Source organism: Drancourtella massiliensis (assembly GCF_016900655.1).
Taxonomy (GTDB): Bacteria; Bacillota; Clostridia; order Lachnospirales; family Lachnospiraceae; genus Sellimonas; species Sellimonas catena.
On record NZ_JACJKH010000017.1, the window covers coordinates 36,834 to 60,259 of the forward strand.

Annotated in this window: 25 protein-coding genes and 2 pseudogenes; 24 read left to right on the top strand and 3 right to left on the bottom strand. The window is 45.9% G+C overall.

The annotated features are described in order from the left end of the window. Positions 1 to 59 precede the first annotated feature (59 nt). On the bottom strand, positions 60 to 929 hold the full coding sequence (locus H6A32_RS10250) for a LysR family transcriptional regulator (protein WP_087253150.1): 870 nt from the start codon (positions 927 to 929) through the stop codon (positions 60 to 62). A 213-nt stretch (positions 930 to 1,142) separates the two neighbouring features. Here H6A32_RS10250 and ilvD point away from each other — a divergent pair, with 213 nt between their 5' ends. From ilvD to H6A32_RS10265, 3 genes are read left to right on the top strand one after another with little or no spacing between them, the layout of a single operon-like run. After that, complete coding sequence (gene ilvD / locus H6A32_RS10255) at positions 1,143 to 2,813, top strand: dihydroxy-acid dehydratase (RefSeq protein WP_118636972.1); 1,671 nt, start codon at positions 1,143 to 1,145, stop codon at positions 2,811 to 2,813. A 27-nt stretch (positions 2,814 to 2,840) separates the two neighbouring features. Beyond that, entirely contained in the window at positions 2,841 to 3,827 is a 987-nt protein-coding gene (locus tag H6A32_RS10260) for an ornithine cyclodeaminase family protein (protein ID WP_087169172.1), read from the top strand. Between the two features lie 11 nt (positions 3,828 to 3,838). Next, the gene (locus H6A32_RS10265) at positions 3,839 to 4,912 is read left to right on the top strand and encodes a M24 family metallopeptidase (protein WP_204864291.1); all 1,074 of its coding nucleotides are present in this window, start codon (positions 3,839 to 3,841) and stop codon (positions 4,910 to 4,912) included. A 25-nt stretch (positions 4,913 to 4,937) separates the two neighbouring features. Here the strand turns inward: H6A32_RS10265 and H6A32_RS10270 are convergent, their stop codons facing one another. After that, positions 4,938 to 5,456 (bottom strand): flavodoxin family protein, encoded by a 519-nt coding sequence (locus H6A32_RS10270; RefSeq protein ID WP_087169174.1) that lies wholly within the window; start codon positions 5,454 to 5,456, stop codon positions 4,938 to 4,940. Positions 5,457 to 6,097: 641 nt separating this feature from the next. Between H6A32_RS10270 and H6A32_RS10275 the strand changes: the two genes are divergently transcribed. The 19 genes and pseudogenes from H6A32_RS10275 (at position 6,098) to H6A32_RS10360 (ending at position 20,107) form a co-directional block, all read left to right on the top strand. After that, on the top strand, positions 6,098 to 6,508 hold the full coding sequence (locus H6A32_RS10275; RefSeq protein WP_087169176.1) for a sugar transporter: 411 nt from the start codon (positions 6,098 to 6,100) through the stop codon (positions 6,506 to 6,508). Positions 6,509 to 6,662: 154 nt separating this feature from the next. Further along, positions 6,663 to 7,559: a class B sortase gene (srtB, locus tag H6A32_RS10280; RefSeq protein WP_138373214.1), complete on the top strand. Its 897-nt coding sequence runs from the start codon at positions 6,663 to 6,665 to the stop codon at positions 7,557 to 7,559. A gap of 19 nt (positions 7,560 to 7,578) precedes the next feature. Further along, entirely contained in the window at positions 7,579 to 7,770 is a 192-nt protein-coding gene (locus H6A32_RS10285; RefSeq protein WP_087169178.1) for a DUF951 domain-containing protein, read from the top strand. Between the two features lie 105 nt (positions 7,771 to 7,875). Beyond that, on the top strand, positions 7,876 to 8,163 hold the full coding sequence (gene rpsF / locus H6A32_RS10290; RefSeq protein WP_087169179.1) for a 30S ribosomal protein S6: 288 nt from the start codon (positions 7,876 to 7,878) through the stop codon (positions 8,161 to 8,163). 19 nt (positions 8,164 to 8,182) lie between these two features. After that, positions 8,183 to 8,638, top strand: a complete 456-nt coding sequence (locus H6A32_RS10295) for a single-stranded DNA-binding protein (RefSeq protein ID WP_087169180.1) — start codon at positions 8,183 to 8,185, stop codon at positions 8,636 to 8,638. Between the two features lie 17 nt (positions 8,639 to 8,655). Continuing rightward, positions 8,656 to 8,919, top strand: a complete 264-nt coding sequence (gene rpsR, locus H6A32_RS10300; protein ID WP_048620576.1) for a 30S ribosomal protein S18 — start codon at positions 8,656 to 8,658, stop codon at positions 8,917 to 8,919. A gap of 526 nt (positions 8,920 to 9,445) precedes the next feature. Beyond that, positions 9,446 to 10,117: a cell wall hydrolase gene (locus tag H6A32_RS10305; protein WP_242959022.1), complete on the top strand. Its 672-nt coding sequence runs from the start codon at positions 9,446 to 9,448 to the stop codon at positions 10,115 to 10,117. A 284-nt stretch (positions 10,118 to 10,401) separates the two neighbouring features. Continuing rightward, a complete protein-coding gene (argF, locus tag H6A32_RS17025) occupies positions 10,402 to 12,441 on the top strand; it encodes an ornithine carbamoyltransferase (RefSeq protein WP_204864292.1) in 2,040 nt (679 codons plus the stop codon). 187 nt (positions 12,442 to 12,628) lie between these two features. Then, positions 12,629 to 13,423, top strand: coding sequence for a biotin--[acetyl-CoA-carboxylase] ligase (locus tag H6A32_RS10315; RefSeq protein ID WP_118636982.1), 795 nt, complete (start codon positions 12,629 to 12,631; stop codon positions 13,421 to 13,423). 27 nt (positions 13,424 to 13,450) lie between these two features. Beyond that, a complete protein-coding gene (locus tag H6A32_RS10320) occupies positions 13,451 to 13,810 on the top strand; it encodes a DUF6145 family protein (protein ID WP_087169183.1) in 360 nt (119 codons plus the stop codon). Beyond that, positions 13,807 to 14,793: a tRNA dihydrouridine synthase DusB gene (gene dusB, locus H6A32_RS10325; RefSeq protein ID WP_204864293.1), complete on the top strand. Its 987-nt coding sequence runs from the start codon at positions 13,807 to 13,809 to the stop codon at positions 14,791 to 14,793. The genes H6A32_RS10320 and dusB overlap by 4 nt, the downstream gene beginning before the upstream one ends. Before the next feature lie 148 nt (positions 14,794 to 14,941). Then, complete coding sequence (greA, locus tag H6A32_RS10330) at positions 14,942 to 15,424, top strand: transcription elongation factor GreA (RefSeq protein ID WP_087169185.1); 483 nt, start codon at positions 14,942 to 14,944, stop codon at positions 15,422 to 15,424. Positions 15,425 to 15,476: 52 nt separating this feature from the next. Beyond that, positions 15,477 to 17,396, top strand: a complete 1,920-nt coding sequence (lysS, locus tag H6A32_RS10335; protein WP_087253167.1) for a lysine--tRNA ligase — start codon at positions 15,477 to 15,479, stop codon at positions 17,394 to 17,396. A gap of 239 nt (positions 17,397 to 17,635) precedes the next feature. Further along, the gene (locus tag H6A32_RS10340) at positions 17,636 to 17,917 is read left to right on the top strand and encodes a DUF6462 family protein (protein ID WP_087253169.1); all 282 of its coding nucleotides are present in this window, start codon (positions 17,636 to 17,638) and stop codon (positions 17,915 to 17,917) included. Further along, positions 17,907 to 18,164, top strand: coding sequence for a DUF6462 family protein (locus H6A32_RS10345; RefSeq protein WP_087253171.1), 258 nt, complete (start codon positions 17,907 to 17,909; stop codon positions 18,162 to 18,164). Before H6A32_RS10340 ends, H6A32_RS10345 begins: the two co-directional genes overlap by 11 nt. Next, positions 18,143 to 18,565, top strand: a pseudogene (locus H6A32_RS16890) (AAA family ATPase); the annotation flags it as partial. The gene H6A32_RS10345 and the pseudogene H6A32_RS16890, both read left to right, overlap by 22 nt. 240 nt (positions 18,566 to 18,805) lie before the next feature. Then, positions 18,806 to 19,177, top strand: a pseudogene (locus tag H6A32_RS16895) (prealbumin-like fold domain-containing protein); the annotation flags it as partial. Positions 19,178 to 19,293: 116 nt separating this feature from the next. Continuing rightward, the gene (locus tag H6A32_RS10355) at positions 19,294 to 19,671 is read left to right on the top strand and encodes a hypothetical protein (RefSeq protein WP_158099252.1); all 378 of its coding nucleotides are present in this window, start codon (positions 19,294 to 19,296) and stop codon (positions 19,669 to 19,671) included. Positions 19,672 to 19,888: 217 nt separating this feature from the next. Then, positions 19,889 to 20,107, top strand: a complete 219-nt coding sequence (locus tag H6A32_RS10360; protein ID WP_243424899.1) for a hypothetical protein — start codon at positions 19,889 to 19,891, stop codon at positions 20,105 to 20,107. A 129-nt stretch (positions 20,108 to 20,236) separates the two neighbouring features. Here H6A32_RS10360 and H6A32_RS10365 read toward each other — a convergent pair whose 3' ends face one another. Beyond that, complete coding sequence (locus H6A32_RS10365; RefSeq protein ID WP_087253181.1) at positions 20,237 to 21,262, bottom strand: LacI family DNA-binding transcriptional regulator; 1,026 nt, start codon at positions 21,260 to 21,262, stop codon at positions 20,237 to 20,239. A 293-nt stretch (positions 21,263 to 21,555) separates the two neighbouring features. Here H6A32_RS10365 and H6A32_RS10370 point away from each other — a divergent pair, with 293 nt between their 5' ends. After that, positions 21,556 to 22,500 (top strand): ABC transporter permease, encoded by a 945-nt coding sequence (locus tag H6A32_RS10370; protein WP_087253183.1) that lies wholly within the window; start codon positions 21,556 to 21,558, stop codon positions 22,498 to 22,500. A gap of 15 nt (positions 22,501 to 22,515) precedes the next feature. After that, a complete protein-coding gene (locus tag H6A32_RS10375; RefSeq protein ID WP_087253185.1) occupies positions 22,516 to 23,412 on the top strand; it encodes a carbohydrate ABC transporter permease in 897 nt (298 codons plus the stop codon). Positions 23,413 to 23,426: the final 14 nt, after the last annotated feature.

Sequence of the window (23,426 nt, forward strand, 5' to 3'; positions counted from 1 at the left end):
TTAAGAGTAGGTATACAAAACAAAGGTAGGATAACGCGGGGAAATCATTTCCGTTTTATCTACAGATTCTCCCTGCACCAGTGTTCTGCAAATGCCCGGAACTGTAAAACTGCTTTGGACGGCGTAATGCCGGACGGAAGAGCGATCCCGAGGGTACGGGTGTAGTGCTCGGTAAACGGGCGGATGCAGACTTCAAACGGGGCGTTGTGGAGAAGCAGTTTTGGCAGAATGGTAATGCCAAAGCCCTGTTCTACCATTTTCAATGTTGTGAAATCTTCGTTGAGCTGATAGCGGATGTTTGGAGAAATCTGGTTCAGCTCGAAGATTTTGCCGGTTTCGTAGTCCAGACCGTCTGCGGACAGAATGAAGTCCTGGTTGTTGACGTCTGCCAGGGAGACGGACAGGTGACTTGCAAGAGGATGCGAAAGGGGTGTGACGAGCATCAGTTCATCACTTCCAAGTGGTACAAACGGCAGTCCCGGAACGGAGAATTCGGACACGAAAATGCAGTCCAGCTCATTGCCCATCAGTTTTTCCTTCAGTTCGCCAAAGCCGCCGATCGTAAGCTGGAAAAGAATGTTCGGATATTCTTCAGAAAAATCTTTGATAATGCCCGGCAACCAGTGATAGGAAATGCTCTGGATCGTGCCGATGCGGATCAGGCCGCTGTCCAGAGTGGAAAGAGAAGCGGCGGTCCGTGCAATCTGGTTTTCGGCCTCGCAAATGGTCCGAAGAGACTCTTTGATCCAGGCCATGTCGGATTTCAGTTCCATACCGTTTTTGGAACGGATGAAAAGTTCAAGCCCCAGCTCTTTTTCAAAATTTTTGATCGTCTGGCTGACCGCCGACTGGGTATAGTTCAGCAAAGCGGCGGTTTTGGAGATGCTGCGTGTTTCGCAGACGCTTAAAATGGTCTGATACTTGTTCATGATTCACCTTCCATTCGATTTCTTAATGGTTCATATTAGAAAAAATGAATTAAAATGATTTTCTATAATGCAAATGCAGATATAAGCAAAACCGAATAGTATATTTAAAAAATATTAATTCAGAAATTGCAGTTTCTATTTTATTATTATCATCAAAGGCAATTTATTTGTCAAGAGATTGAAGAGAAAGCAAAGCGCAGACAGGAGGAAATTATGGGAACAGAATACTGGAATGGCGCCGAGGCGGCGCACAGAAGAGTTATGATGAAAGCGGCAGGGTATTCCGACGAGGACATCCGTAAGAAACCGCATATCGGAGTTCCGAATTCATATATGTCAGGATCTCCGGGATCTGCCCACTTAAGACAGATCGCTGAAGCGGTAAAAGAAGGAATCTGGGCAGCAGGAGGAGTGCCGGTGGAATTCGGAATCCCGGCAACCTGCGGAAACATCGCAAACGGAGCAGAAGAACTGAAATACGAACAGGTTGGACGGGACATCGTGGCAATGTCCGTGGAATTTGTTACACGCGTACACAATTTCGATGGTCTTGTTATGGTCGCATCCTGTGATAATATCATTGCCGGATGTTACCTTGCGGCAATGCGTCTGGACATTCCGTCCATGATCGTGACGGGCGGTTCCATGCAGCCGGGACAGTACTGCGGGAAAACCGTGGTGGAAGCGGATCTGGATTCCGCAAGATTTTCAGGCGCTACAGAAGAAGAGCTGATGGACATGGAAGACAATGTCTGTCCGTCCTTTGGTGCATGTCCGTCCATGGGAACAGCAAATACCATGCAGATGCTTGGAGAGGTGCTGAATCTGGTGCTTCCGGGTACGTCTACGATCCCTGCATCCGACAACGCAAAGCTCCGCAGAGCAAGAGAAGCCGGAAAATACGCGGTAAAGATGGCAAAAGAAGGAAGAAAACCTTCAGATCTGATCACGAAAGAAGTGCTTCTCAATGCGATTATGTTTGATATGGCCGTGGCTGGATCCACCAATGCGGTTCTTCACATTCTTTCCTACGCATATGAACTGGGAATCAAACTGACTCTGGAAGATTTTGAAAAATACGCAGATGAAATTTACTGCATCAATGCAGTAGTACCGAGCGGCCCGTATACTGTTGTGGATTTCCACTACGCAGGCGGTGTTATGAATGTGATGAAGATGCTGGAGAGCAAACTGTTTACCGATGCTCCGAGTATGTACGGCGGCACATGGAAAGAGCTCCTTTCCAAGGTAACGCCAAAAGAAAATGAAGTTATTCATTCTCTGGAACGTCCGTTATTCCATGAGCCGGGACTTAAGATCTTAAGAGGAAACCTTTCACCGAACGGTGCGATTGTCCGTCCGACAGCCGTATACGAAGAAGTGAAATATCTGAAAGGGAAAGCAAAAGTATTCGAAGGCGACCGTCCGGCGTTTGAGGCAATCCAGGCAGGAGAAATCGTACCGGGTGACATCATTGTCATTCGTTATGAAGGATGTAAAGGGGCTCCTGGCATGAAGGAACTGATGCTGAGCATCGATGCCCTGATCGGACTGGGACTGCACAAGAGTGTGGGGCTGATCACGGACGCCAGATTCTCAGGATTTAACTATGGTGCAATTATCGGGCATGTATCACCGGAAGCATACGATGGAGGAACGATCGCACTTGTGGAAAATGGGGATGAAATCGTGATCGATATTCCAAATGGAGAGGTCAATCTGCTTGTTTCCGATGAAGAACTGGAAAGAAGAAAGGCAAACTGGGTATGTCCGCCGTTGAAAGAGGAAAAAGGATGTCTGAATATTTACGCAAAAATGTGCAGACCGGCAGAAGAGGGAGGCGCTATGCAGCCGTGGGGACTGGATGCGCGCTTTAAACGATAGGATACAAGGAGAACAGGAGGTTCAGAAATGTTATTATTATCAAGAGAAGATATCAAAAAAGTATTTACCATGAAAGACGCCGTGGAAGCGGACAAAAAAGCGTTTCAGCTTGTAGTGGAGGGAAAATGTGACTCTCCTATCAGGACAAACATTCAGGCGCCGAAATATGACGGAAGCTTCCTTTTTATGCCGGCGTACGTGGAAGAGATGGATACAGCTTCCTTAAAAGTAGTTAATATTTTCCCGCACAATATTGACCGTGGGCTTCCGTCATCACCGGCACAGGTCTTTCTGATCGATGGAACAACCGGAATTGTGGAGGCCGTGCTGGACGGAACTTATGTGACACAGCTTCGTACAGGAGCAGCTACAGGAGCCGCATTTGATCTTCTTGCAAAGAAAGACTGCCGTGTCGGCGCGCTGATCGGAACAGGCGGACAGGCAGCGACTCAGCTGGAGGCAATGGTGACAGTAAGAGATCTGGAAGAGGTCCGTGTGTATGACATGAATCCGGAACGGACAAAAGCCTTCGCGGAGCAGATGAATGAAGAATTAAAATCATATGGTGCCAGAATCGTTGCGGCAGCATCTTCTGATGAAGCGGTAGAAGGTGCAGATCTTCTTGTGACGGTAACTCCGTCCTCCAGACCGGTGTTTGATGCTTCCAAAGTAAAGGCGGGAGCAACGATCAGCTGCGTAGGAGCTTATCAGCCGCATATGCAGGAGATGGATCCGGCCATTCTTCCGAGAGCGTCCAAAATCTATTTTGATTCTGAGGAAGCGGTACTTTCCGAATCCGGAGACATTCTGATTCCGCTGGATGAAGGAATCATCACAAAAGAGGATTTTACAGGCGATCTGGGACAGCTGATTAAAGGAGAAATTCCGGGACGTGAAAACGATGAAGAAATTATTGTGTTTGAGACAGTCGGTGTGGCAACACAGGACCTGATTGCGGCAAAAGCAATCTATGACAAAGCAAAAGAAGCAGGAATCGGAATGATCTGGGGATAAGGAGCTTCGTGATGGAGAAAATAGAAAAAGTACTTGAGATTTTAAAAGAACAGGGTCTGGACGGTATTTATATCACAAAAGAGGCCAATGTCAAATACATCAGTGGATATCCGGATGAGCTGGCATATGCACTGATCTGCCCGCAGGGGAATTATCTCATTACGGACAGCCGCTTTACAGAGCTGGCAGAGCAGTCCTGCCCGGACTTTGAGGTTGTCAACTGGCATAACTGTGGCAGGAGTATCCCAAAGGCCGTGGAAAGCATCTGCGTCAAGTCGGGAATCCGGAGACTGGGATTTGAGGAATGCTTTACAACCTATGATAAATATGAAGAAATCCACAGACTTCTTTCAGAGCATCGGATTGAACTGACCGGAACGAGAAACATTGTGGAAGAGCTGCGGTATGTAAAGAGCGAAGAAGAAGTGGCCAATACAAGAATTGCCTGCGAGATTGCGGACAAAGCGTTGGAAGAGCTGATTCCGTATATTAAACCAGGTGTTACGGAAAGAGAATTGTGTGCGCGTCTGGAATTTAGCATGAAGATGCACGGAGCGCAGGATATCGGATTTGAGACGATTCTGATTTCCGGAGCAAAGACATCACTGCTCCATGGAAAGCCGGGAGATAAGAAGGTAGAAGAAGGCGATTTTGTTCTTGTGGACTATGGTGCGAAATACAACGGATATATTTCCGATACGACCCGTACGTTTGCGGTAGGACATGTGTCTGAACAGCAAAAAGAAATTTACGAACTGGTACGCGAAGCGCAGGAAACAGGAGTCCGGAACATGGGTCCTGGAATTGTTGCTTCCAAACCGGATGCAGAGATTCGTAAAGTAGTGAAAAAGTATGAAGAGTATTATTATTCCGGAATGGGACATGGCGTAGGACTTGATCTTCATGAAGAGCCGTTCCTTGGAATGTATGGTACGAAAATAATGCAGCCCGGCTGCGTGATTACCATGGAACCGGGAATCTATATTCCGGGATGGGGAGGTGTCCGTATCGAGGATACGGTACTGATTACGGAAAACGGTGCAGAGACACTGACGCACTTCCCGAAAGATCTGATGATTCTATAAATAAAAAAGAAAGCCTCGGCCATCTTTAAAGACGGCTGAGGCAGTTTTTTGCAAAATCCGCGGCGCGTGTAAGATCATCTTTTGTCGGATGAATCATCGCTTCATCAAAATTTGACAGCTGAAGCTTCAGATGGTGATCGTGAGCCTGATCTCCATTTAACATGGACTCGTATTTCTGGCGAATCTGCACAGGCATCTTGCCCTGACAGAAGAATCCGCCCAGATAGAGATTGTCATCTTCGAGCCAGATCCGGGCACTGTTTTCGATGTTTTTATAGTAGTTATCCACATTACCGGCCCCGCATGTGCCGAATAAGGCGACATTCTTTCCGGAGATGGAAGAAAGCAGATTTCCAACCTCAAGGCTGCAGGTGCCACGGTGGACACAAAAACCGACAAAATAAGTGGCTGCATCCGGCAGACCGTTCAGTTCATCGATACTTCTGAGATCTTTTGCCATTCCAGGAAGGGCGGCAAAAATGGATGTGGCAAGTTTTTTTGTGTTGCCGGTTTCACTTTGATACAGAACCATATAATCAAGCATGATAATGGCCCTCCTTTCTCAGCTTTTCTTAATAAAATGGGCATTACATTTCGGACACCGGATTTCGATCCTGCCTTTTCCGCGGGGAATCCGGATTTTCTGTCCGCAGGAAGGACACTTATATATGTGATAGTGTTTTCTCTGACTGAGACCGTAACGGATGGCGGAAAACTTTTTCCGGATCCCGGCCGTGTATTTCAAATAGAGCTGATTTTCAGCGTAACGTTTGGAATGGTTTCGTGAAAACATTCGAAAATAGGAATAAATTAAAACGGCAAGCGAAAACAGATATAGAATTCCGCCGTATCGGGTAAATCCGGATAACAGTAAAAAAATGATCCCTGTTATCACCAGGAATTTTGAAAACTGGTCAACGCCGTAGCGGCCGTACATAAAGCGTAAAAACTTATCTTTCATTTTTCTACACAACCTGTCTTAATATTTTTATGAATTCTATTTTACCGCATTTTTCTCAGGAATCAATAAACTGTATATAAAAATTATATTAAATTCGTAAATGGAGAGGGGCGGGGGTATCGACATTTTTGATAAAATGATCTAAAATATAGAAAGAATGTATTGGAAAACAGTGATAAACAGGACTAAGATGAAAGAAACAGAATTATGAAGGAGGAATAGATATGTCTATCACAGCAGAAACAGCAAAACAGCATGCTCATGATCCTGCAGTACTTTGCTGCAGGGCAGAGGAAGGCATTACAATAGGACCGGAAAATCTGGAAGATCCGGCTATTTTTGATGAGCTGGTTGAAAGCGGCCTTCTGAATCTGGACGGATGCCTTCAGATTCATCAGATCCTTGGCGCAAAACTGATCAAGACATGTGATTCATTGACACCGGTGACAGCAGATGTGATCGATGCCGTTGTCGAGGGCGCGGATGAAGGAGAGGAGCCGGAAAAAGAGGAAGAAGAGCAGGCAGCTCCGGCACCGGAGGTTTCTGTAGAGGGAGCCAGGGTGACTGCAGGAGCAGGCAAGCTTGTGATTTCGATCAAAGAAGGAAAGGATATTTATCTGGAAATTCCATTCTAAGACAGGAAAACAGAACGGGCCGGGAGGATGTGCGGAAAAGGAGAGTCCATTTTCTGCAACATCCTCTTTTTCTATTGCGAAAAATACGTTATACTAGAAACTGTACGATATAGAAACCCTGATGATAAAATAAAACAGACAGAGGTAAGGTTACATGGACGAATACCGCATTAAAGATAGAAAAAAACGGCTTGAGGAAGAAAAAGCCCGGAAAAGGGCATCATCCGGGGCAGGGGAAGCCGGAACAAAAGAAAAGAGAGAAGAAAGACCTGCTATTAATCAGAAGACAGGCGGAAGAAAAAAGAAGAAAAAGGGAGGAATCTTTTCCACAATTATACTCGTTGCCGCAATTATCGTGTTCTGCTTTTCGGGATTCCAGCTGTTCCGGATTTTTTACGGATATCACAAAGGAGATCAGGAGTACGATAACCTGAAGGAGATCGGAATTTCCGCCGATGCGGGAACGGGAGAAGAGAGCACGAGATACACGGTGGATTTCGAGGAGCTCTGGAAAGTCAACGAGGACATCATTGCGTGGATCCGGTTTGATGAGCCGTCCATCATCAGCTATCCGGTTGTGCAGGGAAAAGATAATCAGGAATATCTGGATAAGACCATATCAGGCTATCCGAACACCTATGGCGCGATTTTCCTGAACGTTTCCAATAATAAGGATATGACGGACAAAAACAGTGTCATATACGGGCACAGAATGAACAGTAAATCCATGTTTGGAAAACTGGAGGAATATCAGGATGAGGAATTCTATAGATCCTATCCGTATTTTTACATTTATACACCGGATGGAAAAGAACTGAAATATCAGATCTTTGCAGTAGGAGAGGTTAATGATACATCAGACGCGTATCAGACAGTCTTTGAAAATGACGAGGCATTCCAGTCGTTTCTGGCATTTTCAAAGGAACATTCCTTTTATGATACAGGGGTGGAAGTTCCGTCCAATGCAAAAGTAGTGACACTGTCGACATGTACAAAAGCAAATAATGAAGAACGTCTGATTGTACAGGGATACCAGGTGGAAGTAAACTGACAGGAAAAGAGGGAAGAATATGTCAGAGATCAAGTATGAGGTGGGCGATAAGATCCGGATGAAAAAGAAACATCCGTGTGGCAGTTTTGAGTGGGAGATTCTGCGGGTGGGTGCGGATTTCAGGCTGAAATGCTGCGGCTGCGGACATCAGATCATGATTTCCAGGAAAATCGTGGAAAAAAATACGAAAGAAATTCAAAAAAAGGCTTGAAACTTACGCGGGATAATGTTAAAATAATACACCGTGATATATTATTTATCCTTGTCCCCGGCCGGGGAGCCGGGAGCCAAAAGACCATAAGGAGGTGCAAGTGACATGAACAAATATGAATTAGCTGTTGTTGTCAATGCAAAAATCGAAGACGATGCCAGAACAGATGTAATCGAAAGAGTGAAAGCGTTAATCACACGTTTCGGTGGCAATGTTACTGACGTTGATGAATGGGGTAAGAAAAAACTTGCTTACGAAATTCAGAAGATGAAAGAAGGATATTATTATTTCATCCACTTCGAATCTGATGCAACGACTCCGGGCGAGATCGAACAGAGAATCCGTATTATGGACAACGTGCTCAGATATTTATGCGTGAAACAGGAAGCATAAAGAAGAAAAGAGGAAATATATGAATAAAGTAATTTTAATGGGACGCCTGACAAGAGATCCTGAGGTCCGCTATTCTCAGGGCGGGGAAAACCCGCTGGCCATTGCCCGTTATACACTGGCCGTCGACAGACGGTTCCGGCGCGATGGAGAGCAGACGGCAGACTTTATCAGCTGTGTATCATTCGGAAGAACAGCTGAGTTCGCGGAGAAGTATTTCCGCCAGGGAATGCGTATCACGATCTGTGGACGCATCCAGACAGGAAGCTATACGAACAGAGATGGCGTAAAGGTCTATACGACAGAAGTTGTCGTAGAAGAGCAGGAATTTGCAGAAAGCAAGAGCGCGAGTGAAGCAAATCAGAGCCGTTATCAGGCAAGCCCGGTTCCTCCGGCACCGCAGGCACCAAGTGTGGATGCGGGTGATGGATTTATGAACATCCCGGATGGAATTGATGAGGAATTACCATTTAATTAGTATTGGAGGTAAGAACAATGGCTTACGATAAAACAAGCAAACCGGATTCTCAGATGAGAAGAAGACCAGGCCGCAGAAGAAAAAAAGTTTGTGTATTCTGTGGAAAAGAAAACAATGAGATCGATTACAAAGATGTAGCAAAATTAAGAAAATACGTTTCCGAAAGAGGAAAGATTCTTCCGAGAAGAATCACAGGAAACTGTGCAAAGCATCAGAGAGCCCTGACAGTTGCAATCAAGAGAGCAAGACACATCGCTCTTATGCCATACGTTCAGGAATAAGTAGAGATAAGGAAAGATCCCGAAAGCGAAAGCTTTCGGGATTTTTTTTGTTTACCAGGAAACTTCGTTCCCTGGTAAACAAAAACGCTCCGCGGGATGCGCACTCGGGCAAAGCTGTTTTCGAAATTATTAAGAAACAAATGTAAAAAATACGACAGAAAAAAGAAATATATATTACGTTATTGTGACAAAGTGAAGTTGGTATTATTTGCAGAAATTGTCGAAAAGTGGAAAATAGTATAGGAATCCTCGAGATTGTCGGACAATTAAAAATATACAAAATACATAAAAAGCGATTGGGAAAATCGTTAAAATACTTCAAAAATGTACTAAAATAGGTGCAAAGGTTGACAGAAAAAGAAAACTCTGCTATTATTAACACCGTCGCAAGAAGATGTAACAAATTCGTAATATTTGTAATAAACAAAAGCGGCAGAACGTAATATATATTATGTTCGATTGATACAGGGACTGAGAATGAGGAAGACGCAGAAGGAAGTCTGCGGATAATTAAAGGAGGACAAAAATGAAAACATGGAACAGTCATAGAAGACGTCTGGAGAAAGGTGCGGTCGCAGGAGTTCTTTCGGCGGTGATCCTTACAGCGAGCATGAGTGTTCAGGTATTTGCAGCTGATGGAAATTCCGTATTTGCTCCGGAGGAGCCGCAGGGCGCAAAGCTTGTTGTGACAGCGGATGCCGAAACTGCACAGAATGTTTCACAGAGTTTTCTTACTTATACAGAAACCGCAAAACAGCAGAAAGCAGAAGCAGAAAAACAGGCTGAGGAAGCGAGAAAAGCTGAGGAGGCCAGAAAAGCAGAAGAAGCAAGAAAGGCTGAAGAAGAACGTCAGAAAAAGCTGGCTCAGGAGGCGGACACGACACTTCTGGCTGCGCTGATCTACTGCGAAGCGGGTAACCAGCCGTATGACGGACAGGTAGCAGTAGGAGCTGTTGTAATGAACCGTCTGAAAGCAGGATATGCAAGCACACTGAGAGGAGTTATTTACCAGAGCGGACAGTTCGGACCGGCGATGACAGGAAAGCTTGACCGGGTACTGGCATCCGGAAATATTCCATCATCCTGCCGCCAGGCAGCGGTAGACGCACTTTCAGGCGTCAGCCCGGTAGGAAACGCGCTGCATTTCGGGGACGGAGTAAATGCAGGAATCAAGATTGGAGCACATTGGTTCCACTAGGGGTTAGAAAGAAAAGATAGATTTCAAAAAAGAGTTTCTGATTAGGAAGAAACTCTTTTTTTGCTTTACGGGGAATTGGAAACGGCTTATAATTGTATACAAGCAGCATGGATTTATAAAAATACATGAAATCATGCCGCGGAAAACCTGGTGGGAAAATCGGTGAAAAGCTGACAGATCCATGTTTTACACAAGAAAGAGATAAAAAAATGAAAAAGATTGTTGAAAATATAGATTGTAATTTTATGCAAAAAAGAGTATTATAATGCATAAGGAGTGAAAGAATGAAACCTGTGATCGATTTATCAAAAGAATACGGGCTTGTGCTGGACGGTGGAGGAGCACGAGGCGCATACCAGATTGGGGCGTGGAAGGCACTTCGTGAGGCAGGGGTCCGGATCAGAGGGGTAGCAGGAACTTCCGTAGGCGCACTGAATGGAGCGCTGATCTGTATGGGAGATGTAGGAGAAGCAGAACGTGTCTGGGAAGAAATGACATTTTCAAAAGTCATGGACGTGGATGATAACTGGATGGAGCGTTTCTTTCAGAAAGAAGTCACAGTACGGGAACTCATAAAAGAGCTGATGAGCTGTCTGAAAGACGGCGGAGTTGATGTGACGCCTCTGAAAGAGCTGATTCATCAGGTGCTGGATGAAGAAAAAATCCGGAATGCAGGGATTGATTTTTCCCTTCTCACATTTTCCGTATCAGATATGAAAGAACTCGATCTTACACTGGATCAGATTCCGGAAGGGCTGCTTGCAGATTTTCTTCTGGCAAGCGCCTATCTGCTCGGTTTTAAAAACGAACCGCTTCATGGGAAAACGTATCTGGACGGAGGGGTAATCAATAATGTACCGCTGAATTCGCTTGTGAAACGCGGCTATAAGAACATTATTACCGTGCGGATTTACGGACCGGGGCGGGAGCCTCGGGTACATCTGGATGAGGATACGAAAGTGTATGAGATCGCGCCGAGAGTCAGTCTGGGAAGCATTCTGGAATTTCACGGGAAACGCAGCAGACAGAATCTGAAAATCGGATACCATGATGCGAAACGGGTGATTTACGGGCTGAAAGGCCTGATTTACTACATTGACACAGACAGGACAGAAGAGGACTATCAGCAGATGCTCTCCAGCCTCCGGGAAAAAGAAAAACGGGAAATCAAATTTGTGCTCAAAGTTCCGCTGGGAGCGACAGATGAGACCTTGTATCTGTCCATGCTGGAAGCAAGCGCAAAATATTTCCGGATCCCCAAATATCAGATTTATACAGAAGATGAACTCGCGGCACTTGTGCATATGAAATATGAGAAGATGAAAGGAGAACCCGGATTACCGGGATTTATCCATATATTGGCAGGAATCAGGGAGGAGAAGAACATGAATTTAAAAGGAAGAAGCTTTTTAACATTGAAAGATTTCACGCCGGATGAGATCCGTTATCTCGTAAACCTGGCGGCAGAACTGAAGGAAAAAAAGAAAAAAGGAATCCGGGGCCATGCGCTGGAAGGAAAGAATATTGCACTGATTTTCGAAAAACCGTCCACCAGAACAAGATGCGCCTTTACGGTAGCTGCAAATGACGAAGGAGGATTTCCTACCTATTTAAGCGGCAATGAAATTCAGCTCGGACATAAAGAAAGCGTGGAGGATACAGCACGGGTACTCGGAAGAATGTTTGACGGAATCGAATTCCGGGGCTTCCGGCACTCCCACGTAGAACTGCTGGCAAAATACAGCGGAGTCCCGGTATGGAACGGGCTGACCGATGATTACCATCCGACCCAGGTACTCGCCGATCTTCTCACCATCCAGGAACATTTCCAGTACTTTGAAGGACTGAAATTCGTTTATATCGGCGATGGAAGAAACAATATGGCAAACAGCCTCATGATCGGCTGCGCCAAAGTCGGAATCGACTTCGTGCTGATCGCACCGTCCGAACTGTGGCCGATGCGCTCCCTCGTCCGCACATGCCAGGAATATGCCGACGCCTCCGGATCCACCATCACCATCTCCGATAACACAAACGACGTCGAAGGCGCTGACATCATTTACACGGACGTATGGATCTCCATGGGCGAAGAAGAAAAAACAGACGAAAGAAAAGCACTCCTCCACAAGTACCAGGTTAACAGAAAACTGATGGAAAAGACACAAAAAGACACAACTATATTTATGCACTGTCTGCCAGCGGTCAAAGGATACGAAGTCACAGAAGACGTATTCGAAAGCCCGGCGTCCGTCGTATTCGACGAAGCAGAAAACAGACTCCACACCATCAAAGCCGTGATGGTAGCAACACTCGGAGAAGAATAAATATTGAATACGGTGTATATTTTTATCATTGGGGACGGGTTCCGATGCATCGGAACCCGTCCCCAATGAAAATTTTCAGAATCGTTTATGGATTTGCGTTTTGTGAAAGGTGTGTTATAATTCATCAGGAAAGTATCAGATTCAGAGCGGAAAAAAGAATAGTTCTGAGTGAAGGAGTGGCTTGGTTATGCGCGGACAGGAGATTATATCCCGGCTTCGGACGGGATGGATGGGCCGGGAGATCCGGGTTTTGGACGAAGCGGATTCGACGAATCTGAGAGTGAAGACGGCAGCCGGTGAGGGCGCGAGTGCGGGTCTGGTAATTCTGGCGGAGCAGCAGACGGACGGCCGCGGCCGGAGGGGCCGGGCCTGGCAGTCGCCTGCGGGTGAGAATATTTATATGACGGTGCTTCTGCGCCCGGACTTTGAGCCGGAGAAGGCGCCGATGCTGACGCTTCTTGCGGCCTGTGCGGCGGCGCGGGCAGTGTACCAGCCCGGCGAGAAGAGGCCTCAGATCAAGTGGCCGAATGACCTGGTTATGGATGGAAAGAAGATCTGCGGGATTCTAACCGAGATGGGGATGAAAGGTGTAAGCACGGAATATGTGATCGTTGGGATCGGAATCAACTGTAATCAGACGGAGTTCCCGGAGGAGATCCGGCAGAAAGCGACTTCGTTGAAATGTGAGTACGGCCATGAGGTCTGCCGGGAAGAGATCGTGGTGCGTTTTTTGCAGGAGTTTGAGAGCCTGTACGAAGAGTTCGCAAGAAGAAAGTCGCTGGAGTTTATCCAGGATGAGTATGAGACCCTTCTTGTCAATGAAGGAAAGCGTGTCTGCGTGCTGGAGCCGGGAAAGGAATGGACCGGAGTGGCTGCGGGAATCACGGAGACGGGTGAGCTGATCGTGAAAAAGGACAGTGGGGAGATCTGTGAGATTTCATCCGGGGAAGTGTCTGTCCGCGGCGTGTACGGCTATGTATAGAAAATAAAATGTCAGGAGAAAAGCAGGATGTACGAAGAAAAAGTAGTATTGTGCGGTGCAAATTCATATGAAGAAAAATATTATCTGAATCCGGATTTTGATAATCTTCCGGATCATATCAAGGACGAACTGAAGATTATGTGTGTTCTCTATGTCCACGATGTCGGCGGAATTCTTACACTTGTATATGAAGAGGATGGTTCCCTTTGCTTTGAAGTTACGTCAGAAGAGGGAGATCCGATGTTTGACGATATCGGAAGCGCCCTGAAAATCAAGGAACTTCAGAGAACAAAGGAGGAGCTGCTTCAGTCACTTCAGCTCTATTACAGAGTCTTCTTCATGGGAGAAGATCTGGAAGAGCAGGAGGATCAGGAAGAAAACGTATGAAAACATTAACCATTGGAAACGTAGAACTGGCAAACCGCTACATTCTGGCGCCGATGGCGGGGGTGACGGATCTTCCCTTCCGCCTTCTGTGCAGGGAAATGGGAGCGGGCCTTCTCTGTATGGAGATGGTCAGCGCGAAAGCTATTTTATATGGAAATAAAAATACGAAAAGCCTTCTGGAAATTCATCCGGAAGAGCCGCCGGTATCGCTGCAGCTTTTTGGATCGGATCCGGATATCATGAGTGAAATCGCAAAGAGGATCGAGGAGCTTCCGTTTGCGTTTCTGGATATCAATATGGGATGTCCGGTGCCGAAAATTGTGAAGAACGGGGAGGGCTCCGCTTTGATGCAGAACCCGAAACTGGTGCATGAGATTGTGTCGAAAGTTTCCCGGGCTATTAAAAAGCCGCTGACGGTGAAAATCCGGAAGGGCTTTGACGATGATCATGTCAACGCAGTAGAAATCGCGAAAATCATCGAAGACGCCGGTGGCGCCGCAGTGGCTGTGCACGGCCGGACGAGGGAACAGTATTATTCCGGACATGCAGACTGGGAGATTATCCGCAAAGTGAAAGAGGCGGTATCCATTCCGGTGATCGGAAACGGAGACGTGGCTTCCGGGAAAGATGCCGAGAGGATGTTTCAGGAGACCGGCTGCGACGGCATCATGATCGGCCGTGCCGCCCAGGGAAATCCGTGGATCTTCCGCGATCTGATTACTTACGAGGAGACGGGAGAAGAGCCGGCAAAGCGGACGGCGGATGAGGTGCGGGAGATGATGCTGCGCCATGCGAAGCTTCAGATCCTGTACAAAGGAGACTACACGGCAATCCGGGAAATGCGGAAGCATGTGGCGTGGTATACATCCGGATTTCCGAATTCCGCAAAACTGCGGGATGAGATCAATCATGCCGAAAGTTATGAGGAACTGGAAGCACTTTTAAATGACCGTCTGCAGGGCCTGGAAACGCCTGGGAAATAGTGAGGAAAGTGCAAGGAATCCCGCAGAAATCTTGACATGCTGGGATGCGTTATGTATAATATTGAAATTACGGAAGTAGAATATTCCATACCGTTTTGCAGCAGATCCGGCTGCGTACTAGTTCATTTATGTAAGGAAGGTAAACAAGATGGAAGAAAAGAAAACAATATTGACTTATGCGGGCTTGAAAGCTTTGGAAGATGAACTTGAAAATTTAAGGGTCGTAAAGCGGAAAGAAGTTGCCGAGAAGATCAAAGAGGCAAGAGAGCAGGGCGACTTGTCAGAGAACGCAGAATACGATGCAGCAAAAGATGAACAAAGAGATATTGAAGCCCGGATCGATGAACTCGAAAAAATCCTCAAAAATGTTGAGGTTGTTGTAGAAGAAGAAGTAGATCTGGAAAAGATTAACGTTGGATGTACAGTTCTGGTACATGACGACGAATATGATGAAGAGATTGAATTCAAAATCGTAGGTTCCACAGAGGCAAACAGCCTTCAGGGCAAAATTTCCAACGAGTCTCCGGTAGGCCAGGCTCTGATGGGAAAGAAGGTCGGAGATGTTGTAGATGTTGAGACACCGGCCGGAAATATCAGATATACAGTATTAAAGATTGAGCGTTCTATCTAACCGTACGGTACGGGAGAACATATCTGTCTGACAGAAAAAAGGAGTGAAAAAAGTGGCAGGACAGCAGAATAATGCGCAGGATCAGGATCTGAATCAGCTTAGAAAGGTGCGCCGTGAGAAACTGGCGGAGCTTCAGGCAAGAGGAGATGACCCGTTTCTGATTACAAAATATGATGTGACACATCACAGCCAGGAAATCAAGGATCATTTTGAGGAACTGGAAAATAAAGAAGTTTCCGTAGCGGGACGTATCATGCAGAAACGTGTGATGGGAAAAGCGTCCTTCTGCAACATTCAGGATTTAGAAGGAAACATTCAGTCTTACGTTGCGAGAGACAATATCGGTGAAGACCACTATAAAGATTTTAAGAAGTTTGATATCGGTGATATCGTAGGAATCAGGGGAACTGTCTTTAAGACAAAGACAGGAGAGATCTCGATTCACGCAGAAAGTGTACAGCTGCTTTCAAAGAGTCTGCAGGTGCTTCCGGAGAAATTCCACGGCCTGACAGATACAGATACAAGATACAGACAGAGATATGTGGATCTGATCATGAACCGCGAGGTAAAAGATACATTTATCAAACGTTCCAAAATTTTGAGTAGCATCCGGAAATACCTGGATTCTCAGGGATTCCTGGAAGTTGAGACTCCGATGCTTGTGGCAAACGCAGGCGGAGCAGCAGCAAGACCGTTTGAGACACATTTTAACGCACTGGACGAAGACTTCAAGCTTCGTATTTCTCTGGAGCTTTATCTGAAACGTCTGATCGTCGGCGGAATGGAACGTGTTTATGAGATCGGACGAGTATTCCGGAACGAGGGTCTGGACACCCGCCACAATCCGGAATTTACTCTGATGGAGCTCTACCAGGCATATACCGATTATAACGGTATGATGGATCTGACAGAGAACCTGTACCGCCATGTGGCACAGGATGTACTTGGAACAACAAAGATCGTTTACAACGGAGTTGAGATGGATCTCGGCAAGCCGTTTGAGCGTATCACCATGGTAGACGCCGTTAAGAAATACGCAGGTGTAGACTGGAACGAAGTAAAGACATTAAAGCAGGCAAGAGAGCTTGCAAAAGAACATCATGTAGAATATGAGGAGCGCCATAAGAAAGGTGACATCCTCTCCCTCTTCTTCGAGGAATTCGCAGAAGAGCACCTGATCCAGCCGACTTTTGTCATGGATCACCCGATTGAGATTTCTCCACTTACAAAGAAGAAACCGGGAAATCCGGACTATGTAGAGCGTTTTGAGTTCTTTATGAACGGCTGGGAGATGGCAAATGCCTACTCCGAGCTGAATGACCCGATCGATCAGAGAGAGCGGTTCAAAGCACAGGAAGAGCTTCTGGCACAGGGAGATGAAGAGGCCAACACAACAGACGAAGATTTCCTCAACGCACTGGAAATCGGTATGCCTCCGACAGGTGGTATCGGATTTGGAATCGACAGAATGTGTATGCTTCTCACCAATTCCGCAGCCATCCGTGATGTATTGCTCTTCCCGACAATGAAGAGCATCGGCGGATCTGACAGCAAGAAAACGGACAAGAAAGAGGAGTCCGAGCCGGCTGTGAAGATCGATCTCTCCAAGGTGAAAGTCGAGCCGTTGTTTGAGGATGCCGTTGATTTTGACACCTTCAGCAAGTCCGATTTCCGGGTTGTAAAGGTAGAGGCATGTGAGGCAGTTCCGAAGAGTAAGAAGCTCCTGAAGTTCACACTGAACGACGGAACAGAACGGAAACGTACGATTTTAAGCGGAATTCACGAGTATTACGAGCCGGAAGAGCTGGTCGGAAAGACCTGTGTGGCGATCACGAATCTGCCGCCGAGGAAGATGATGGGTATCGACTCCGAGGGTATGCTGATTAGTGCGGTGTACGAGTACGACGGACACGAAGGACTGAATCTGCTGATGCTGGATGACAGTATCCCGGCAGGAGCGAAGCTCTACTAAGGATAAGAAATGACCTTCAGATTTGACAGCAAAAATTCATTTTGACAACATTTTGACAACAAATTCAAAGGGAATCACGAATTATCATGAAGCGTGGTGAAGAGTTGTCATTCTTGAATTGTATCGGGAAACCGATTATTCGAGCACTTTTTGAAAGAAAAACTTTCGAAGAGTGCTCTTTTTTTATTCCTCACGTATAAACAGCAGTAGTGGCCGAATCAAAGAAGGGAGACTGTTTTATGAGAACAGAAGATATGTACTATAACGAGCAGAAACGCAGTGAAGTTATGGAGGCGGCCCGGAGACTTAGAAGAAAATTTCTCCGGTATCAGCAGGCAGAGATTGTATACAGTCTGTCTCATAAGAAATTAATGGAATTAGCCAATGCCGCAGGAGCAATTTACAGAATGGATGGAATCGTGTTGATTAATCGAGATATATTTGATGAATACCTTGAAAGATTTCATGAAACAAAAGATGCTTTTCCTATGGAAGAAGAGGAGGATAAGTATGCACAGTAAAGTATGGATGTTTTCACATCTGATCGATGATGAGGATCTGGCGTTCCTGCAGAGGGAATTTGTCAGTTACCAGCAGGCAATGGACTACTACGGATTGGGTTATAAACCAATTGTCAGGCTGTCTCATATATCGGGATCTGTTTATAAGATTGGAAAAAAGGTATTGATCCGGCGAAGCATTTTTGAAGAATATCTGAGAAATTATGTGAAAAGGGGGACTGAAGAATGGGAAGAGTTATTGCCGTAGCAAATCAGAAGGGCGGAGTCGCTAAAACAACAACAGCGGTAAATTTAGGAATTGGACTTGCAAGAGAAGGGAAAAGTGTGCTGCTTGTTGATACAGATCCCCAGGGGAGCCTCACAGCCAGCCTTCCTTATGGTACATACCTAGTCCGTGAGACAACCACACCCCATAACTATAAGCCGGTGGATGATTTCATCGTCCGGATCACCGAGCATCATCCCAACACGCCCCAGGTGTGGCGGGTGCTTCTGGATGAGGAATTTGAGGCGAAGCTGAAAATTATCAAGCAGGATGATGAGACGAAAAAGCCGGTGCTTCATAAAGGCACTGAGTTCCGGATCTATGATCTGAATAACAAAGAATACGTTGAACAGGTAACGACTTATCCTACGACCACGGTTCACAAGACATTTTTTACCGACGAGGAAGGCTACCTGATCCTGCCCCAGAACCTGAAGATCGGGCATTACCGGATTGAGGAAGTCACAGCGCCTTACGGCTATACGCTGAATGAGAATTATTTTGAGATTGCAGTGGATTCCGATACTGCTTACCAGATCGACCCGGTGTCCGGGGATGTGGTGATCGAAGCAGTCTATGAGAACCATCCGGTAAAAGGAAAACTGAAAATCGTAAAACAGGGCGAAGTACTGGACGGTTTCAGCAAGGATTTTGTCTATGAAGTGGAGAATCTGGCGGGCGCAGTCTTTGAGGTGTACGCTGCGGATGATATTTATACCGCTGACTTCCAAAAGGACGCAGAGGGGAACCGCATCCTGGAGTACGCTGCCGGCGAGCTGGTAGGAATGGTGACTACGGATGAAAACGGGGAGGCATATCTTTCTGATCTTCCTCTTGGCAGTTACAAGGTTGTGGAAGTTACCGCCCCAGAAGGCTTTGTGCTGAACGGGGAAGCGCAGACAGTGGCTTTTACTTACAAAGATCAGGAGACGCCTGTGATTGAACAGGAAGCTGTTTTCCAGAATGAACGCCAGAAGGTGGAAGTTTGCCGGTGAAACCGGAAGAGATAATAACAGAGGATTCTAATTCGGGGTTTGAATTTTTTAAAGCGGTAGGGAAAGAAAATGGTATCAATTGCGAATGCGCCGGAGGGAAATCTAATATTTTTCATATGCTGGAGCAGACGGAAGAGAAAAAGATCTGCGTTATAGCAGACGGGGCAGCGATCGGACCAGAGGTGGACCGCCTTTATCAATATGCTTCCCGGAGGGATAATATATATCTGTATTTTCCAGAATCCTTTGAATGGCTTATCCTGAGTTCCGGATTGATTGAAGGGAAAGAACTTCAGGATATATTAGAGAATCCGGAAGTCTATATTGACAGTAGAACGTATTTTAGCTGGGAAAGATTTTTCTCACATCTTTTGACAGAAAAGACCAGGGATACCTATCTGCAATACAGCAAGTCAAAATTGAACGAAGTTTATCTGCATGAAAAGAACCGGGAAATGATCTTAAAAGTGATAAAAGGAATAGAATGGAAATAACAGTGTAAAAGGATGTCGCGGGTTCATCTTACAAGATGGATCTGCGGCATTTAATTAAATAGTGAAAAAATAGTGTAATTTTAGTGGAAATCCTACCCGTTTTTAGATACAATATTTTTAACGAAACGGGGTGATACATTGATAAAAGTAACTCTTACAAACGAGATATTAAGACGAATAGCAGAAATCGATGAGAACCGTTTTTTTTCTCGGTACGATGAAACTTCCTTCTGTTAAAAAACAGGATCAGGAAGAATTCCAAGAAAAAGAGTTCCTGGCGTTTTTGTTAAAGAAGGGACTCTATGAATTTACACCGATCGATGTAAGCAGAATGATCGGAGTGACAAACAAAACAGTGATCAACAGATGTCGATCTTATCGGTTAAGTGACTTTTCAAGAGCAAATGAAAAAAAGATTCTGAGAGAAATATCGTAGCTGAAAAGTTGCCCGGTGTTTGACTTATTCCGGGAGTATGAAACGAAGCGGGAATTATTAGCTGGAATAGCTGAATAATTACCCGCTTATTTCTGTTTCTATTCTTTATCAGTTTCTATCTTATCTTGGCTAAATCATTGCAGATTCACGATATTTGGCATTTGTCCGTACATACATGATGCGATATGGAGTCTCTGGTTCGCGGATGCGTGAGAGCAGCAGATCGGCCGCAATGTACCCCATTTTTGAACTCGGAATATCGATCGTAGTCAGATGGGGTTCGATGATCCGTGATTCGGCGGAATTATCGAAGCCGGTGATGAATATATCTTCCGGCACCCGGACCCCCTGCCTGCGCAGTGCACGGATCAGATCAATGGCGATGAAATCGTTGGCACAGATAAATACTTCAGGCAGTTTTAATGTGCGTTTTAGTGTCTCGTCCAGAAGGGCGGCTTCTGCGAAGACATTGGTATCTGTGAACTGTGTTGTACACGGTGTAAGACCGTTTTCCGTCATGGCGTCTGTGAATCCCTGCCATCTTTCGAAGAAAGAGCGGCAGTGTCTGCGGTCGCCGGCGAAAGCAAGCCGTGTAAGCCCTTTCTGGATCAGAGCGTCTGTCATGTTGTACACGCTGATCCGGTTTTCCATCATCAGAAAATCAGCATTGATCTGTGTGAAGTCTGTGTCATATGCGGCGTCAATAAACAACAGGGGAATGCCGAGTGAATTCAGCATTTCCATATACTCGGGCTGGAACATCTCCATACAGATGATGCCGGCTGTCTTTTCTCTGTCAAATCCAAGAGGGAGCTGCAGGGTGGCAATCTCTTCTTCGCGGATCGGAAACATGGTGAGCCGGTAGTTGTTCTGGCTGATCTTCTCCTGAAATGTATTGAGTGCATAGGTTCCAAAATGGGAACCGTAGGGCATATTCTGGGAAATCAGCGCCAGTTCGCCGGGAGGAGTATTATGTTCCGGCTGGCCCTGCTGCAGGTATATGAATCTCCGGTATCCCATTTCTGCTGCCCGCGTCAGGATTTTCTGGCGGGTTTCTTCGGCGAGGATACCGGTGTTATTCAGCGCTTTTGAAACTGTATTTCTGGATAAGCCGAGACTGTCTGCAATATCCTGGATCGTAACTTTTTTCTCCATAATACAATACTCCGTTTATATGATACTGTTACATTTAATGTAAATCATTGTGCATGATTTGTCAAATGTAACATCGTAAATAAGCGAAAAATACAATAAAAGATATAATAACACAGAAAGTAAAACAAAATGATGCAAATGCACAATATAAATGTTATGCAAATGTAAAATAGATATTGACATTATGCACAAATAATGGTACTGTAAAAGTAACCTTTAGATAAACCATGCATAAAAATGACCGGTCAAACAATGTGGATGGTGCAAATGTAAAAAAAGGAGGGGGTTACTGAATGAGAGTTCTCCGTAAAAGTAAAACAGCGGTTGTTACTGTAAAGCAGACGCCGCGGGAAAAACTGAAGTATGTAAAGAAGAACTGGCAGCTTTATGTATTCTTTCTGCTTCCGGGACTTCTGCTTACGCTGATCTTCAAGTACGGGCCCATGGGCGGTATTCTGATCGCGTTCGAGGATTACAATGTTATCGAAGGCGTACTCGGAAGTCCGTGGGTGGGACTTGATTATTTCAGACGGTTCCTGTCTTCACCGGATTTCATGAATTATCTGATGAACACATTGAAGCTGAGCGTCTTCGGACTGCTCTGGGGTTTCCCGATTCCGATCATTCTGGCGCTTCTGCTCAATCAGATCCGCCGGGTAGGGATCCGCAAAAAGATCCAGCTTCTGATCTACGCACCGAATTTTATCTCTGTCATCGTTCTCTGTGGTATGGTGCGTATGTTCCTGTCACCGGTTGGCCCGATCAACTCCCTGTTCGGTATTGATACCAACTGGATGACCATGCCGGAGGCATTCCGGACCATTTACATAGCCAGCGGGATCTGGCAGACGGCAGGCTGGGCTTCGATCATGTACACGGCAGCGCTTTCAAATGCCAGCAAAGATCTGGAAGAAGCGGCGATCGTGGACGGCGCGAACGTCCTGCAGCAGATCAGATACGTACAGCTTCCTGCCATCAAGAATATCATCGTAATACAGTTCATCCTGCAGGCAGGTAATATTATGAGCATCGGATTTGAGAAGGCATATGCACTGCAGACAGATATGAACCTGCCGGCTTCCGAGATTCTTTCTACATATGTATACAGACTCGGTCTTCTGAATGGCGACTACGGTTATTCTACGGCAGTGGGATTGTTTAATTCCATCATAAATGTGATCCTGCTGATCTTCGTAAACCAGGTAGTAAAGAAACTGAATGACGGTGAAGGATTATAAAAGGGGGATATGATTATGAAAACGAGAAGAAAAATAAAACTCGGGACATCCGACCGCATAATCCTGGGTGTGGGTTATACACTTCTTGGGCTCTTCGTGCTCGCGGTTTTTGTCCCGCTGGTCTATGTGGTGCTCGCCTCTTTTATGGATCCGAATGTACTGAACAACCAGGGGATCAGTTTTGATTTTAAAGACTGGACGCTGGATGCATATAAACGGGTACTGGAAAATGATATGATCTGGAGAGGATTTGCCAACTCATTCTTCTATTCGGCAGCATTTACCGTGATTTCGGTTTTTATCACACTGCTCGCCGCTTACCCGATGTCCAAGAAGGACTTTGTGGGACGTAAGTTTTTTAACATTATTTTTGTGATCACGATGTTCTTCGGCGGCGGAATGATCCCGACATTCATCCTCGTCAACAACCTGCATATGGTCAATACCGTGTGGGCTATCCTGCTCCCGGGTGCATTTAATGTGTGGAATATGATCCTTGCCAGAACATACTTCCAGTCGATCCCGGCCGAGCTCAGAGAGGCATCCGAACTGGACGGGGCAACCGAGATCCAGCACTTCTTCAAGATCATGCTGCCGGTGTGCAAACCGATCATCGCGGTGCTGGCGCTCTGGTCTTTTGTAGGAATGTGGAACAGCTATTTCGACGCAATGATCTACTTAAACGACGCGGATATGCAGCCGCTGCAGCTTGTCTTAAGATCGATCCTCGTGCAGAATACGCCGCAGCCGGGAATGATCGCGGATATTCAGAGCACGGCGGAGATGGCGAAGGTGGCGGAACTTTTGAAATACGCGACAATTGTTGTATCGAGCCTTCCGCTGCTGATCATGTATCCGTTCTTCCAGAAGTATTTTGACAAAGGAATCATGGTTGGTTCTGTCAAAGGTTAGGAGGCCGAGAAGTG

Excerpts from the sequence above, each read along its gene's own strand:
- H6A32_RS10250 (WP_087253150.1), bottom strand. The coding sequence starts at position 929 with ATGAACAAGTATCAGACCATTTTAAGCGTCTGCGAAACACGCAGCATC.
- ilvD (WP_118636972.1), top strand. The coding sequence starts at position 1,143 with ATGGGAACAGAATACTGGAATGGCGCCGAGGCGGCGCACAGAAGAGTT.
- H6A32_RS10260 (WP_087169172.1), top strand. The coding sequence starts at position 2,841 with ATGTTATTATTATCAAGAGAAGATATCAAAAAAGTATTTACCATGAAA.
- H6A32_RS10265 (WP_204864291.1), top strand. The coding sequence starts at position 3,839 with ATGGAGAAAATAGAAAAAGTACTTGAGATTTTAAAAGAACAGGGTCTG.
- H6A32_RS10270 (WP_087169174.1), bottom strand. The coding sequence starts at position 5,456 with ATGCTTGATTATATGGTTCTGTATCAAAGTGAAACCGGCAACACAAAA.
- H6A32_RS10275 (WP_087169176.1), top strand. The coding sequence starts at position 6,098 with ATGTCTATCACAGCAGAAACAGCAAAACAGCATGCTCATGATCCTGCA.
- srtB (WP_138373214.1), top strand. The coding sequence starts at position 6,663 with ATGGACGAATACCGCATTAAAGATAGAAAAAAACGGCTTGAGGAAGAA.
- H6A32_RS10285 (WP_087169178.1), top strand. The coding sequence starts at position 7,579 with ATGTCAGAGATCAAGTATGAGGTGGGCGATAAGATCCGGATGAAAAAG.
- rpsF (WP_087169179.1), top strand. The coding sequence starts at position 7,876 with ATGAACAAATATGAATTAGCTGTTGTTGTCAATGCAAAAATCGAAGAC.
- H6A32_RS10295 (WP_087169180.1), top strand. The coding sequence starts at position 8,183 with ATGAATAAAGTAATTTTAATGGGACGCCTGACAAGAGATCCTGAGGTC.
- rpsR (WP_048620576.1), top strand. The coding sequence starts at position 8,656 with ATGGCTTACGATAAAACAAGCAAACCGGATTCTCAGATGAGAAGAAGA.
- H6A32_RS10305 (WP_242959022.1), top strand. The coding sequence starts at position 9,446 with ATGAAAACATGGAACAGTCATAGAAGACGTCTGGAGAAAGGTGCGGTC.
- argF (WP_204864292.1), top strand. The coding sequence starts at position 10,402 with ATGAAACCTGTGATCGATTTATCAAAAGAATACGGGCTTGTGCTGGAC.
- H6A32_RS10315 (WP_118636982.1), top strand. The coding sequence starts at position 12,629 with ATGCGCGGACAGGAGATTATATCCCGGCTTCGGACGGGATGGATGGGC.
- H6A32_RS10320 (WP_087169183.1), top strand. The coding sequence starts at position 13,451 with ATGTACGAAGAAAAAGTAGTATTGTGCGGTGCAAATTCATATGAAGAA.
- dusB (WP_204864293.1), top strand. The coding sequence starts at position 13,807 with ATGAAAACATTAACCATTGGAAACGTAGAACTGGCAAACCGCTACATT.
- greA (WP_087169185.1), top strand. The coding sequence starts at position 14,942 with ATGGAAGAAAAGAAAACAATATTGACTTATGCGGGCTTGAAAGCTTTG.
- H6A32_RS10340 (WP_087253169.1), top strand. The coding sequence starts at position 17,636 with ATGAGAACAGAAGATATGTACTATAACGAGCAGAAACGCAGTGAAGTT.
- H6A32_RS10345 (WP_087253171.1), top strand. The coding sequence starts at position 17,907 with ATGCACAGTAAAGTATGGATGTTTTCACATCTGATCGATGATGAGGAT.
- H6A32_RS10355 (WP_158099252.1), top strand. The coding sequence starts at position 19,294 with ATGCTGGAGCAGACGGAAGAGAAAAAGATCTGCGTTATAGCAGACGGG.
- H6A32_RS10360 (WP_243424899.1), top strand. The coding sequence starts at position 19,889 with ATGAAACTTCCTTCTGTTAAAAAACAGGATCAGGAAGAATTCCAAGAA.
- H6A32_RS10365 (WP_087253181.1), bottom strand. The coding sequence starts at position 21,262 with ATGGAGAAAAAAGTTACGATCCAGGATATTGCAGACAGTCTCGGCTTA.
- H6A32_RS10370 (WP_087253183.1), top strand. The coding sequence starts at position 21,556 with ATGAGAGTTCTCCGTAAAAGTAAAACAGCGGTTGTTACTGTAAAGCAG.
- H6A32_RS10375 (WP_087253185.1), top strand. The coding sequence starts at position 22,516 with ATGAAAACGAGAAGAAAAATAAAACTCGGGACATCCGACCGCATAATC.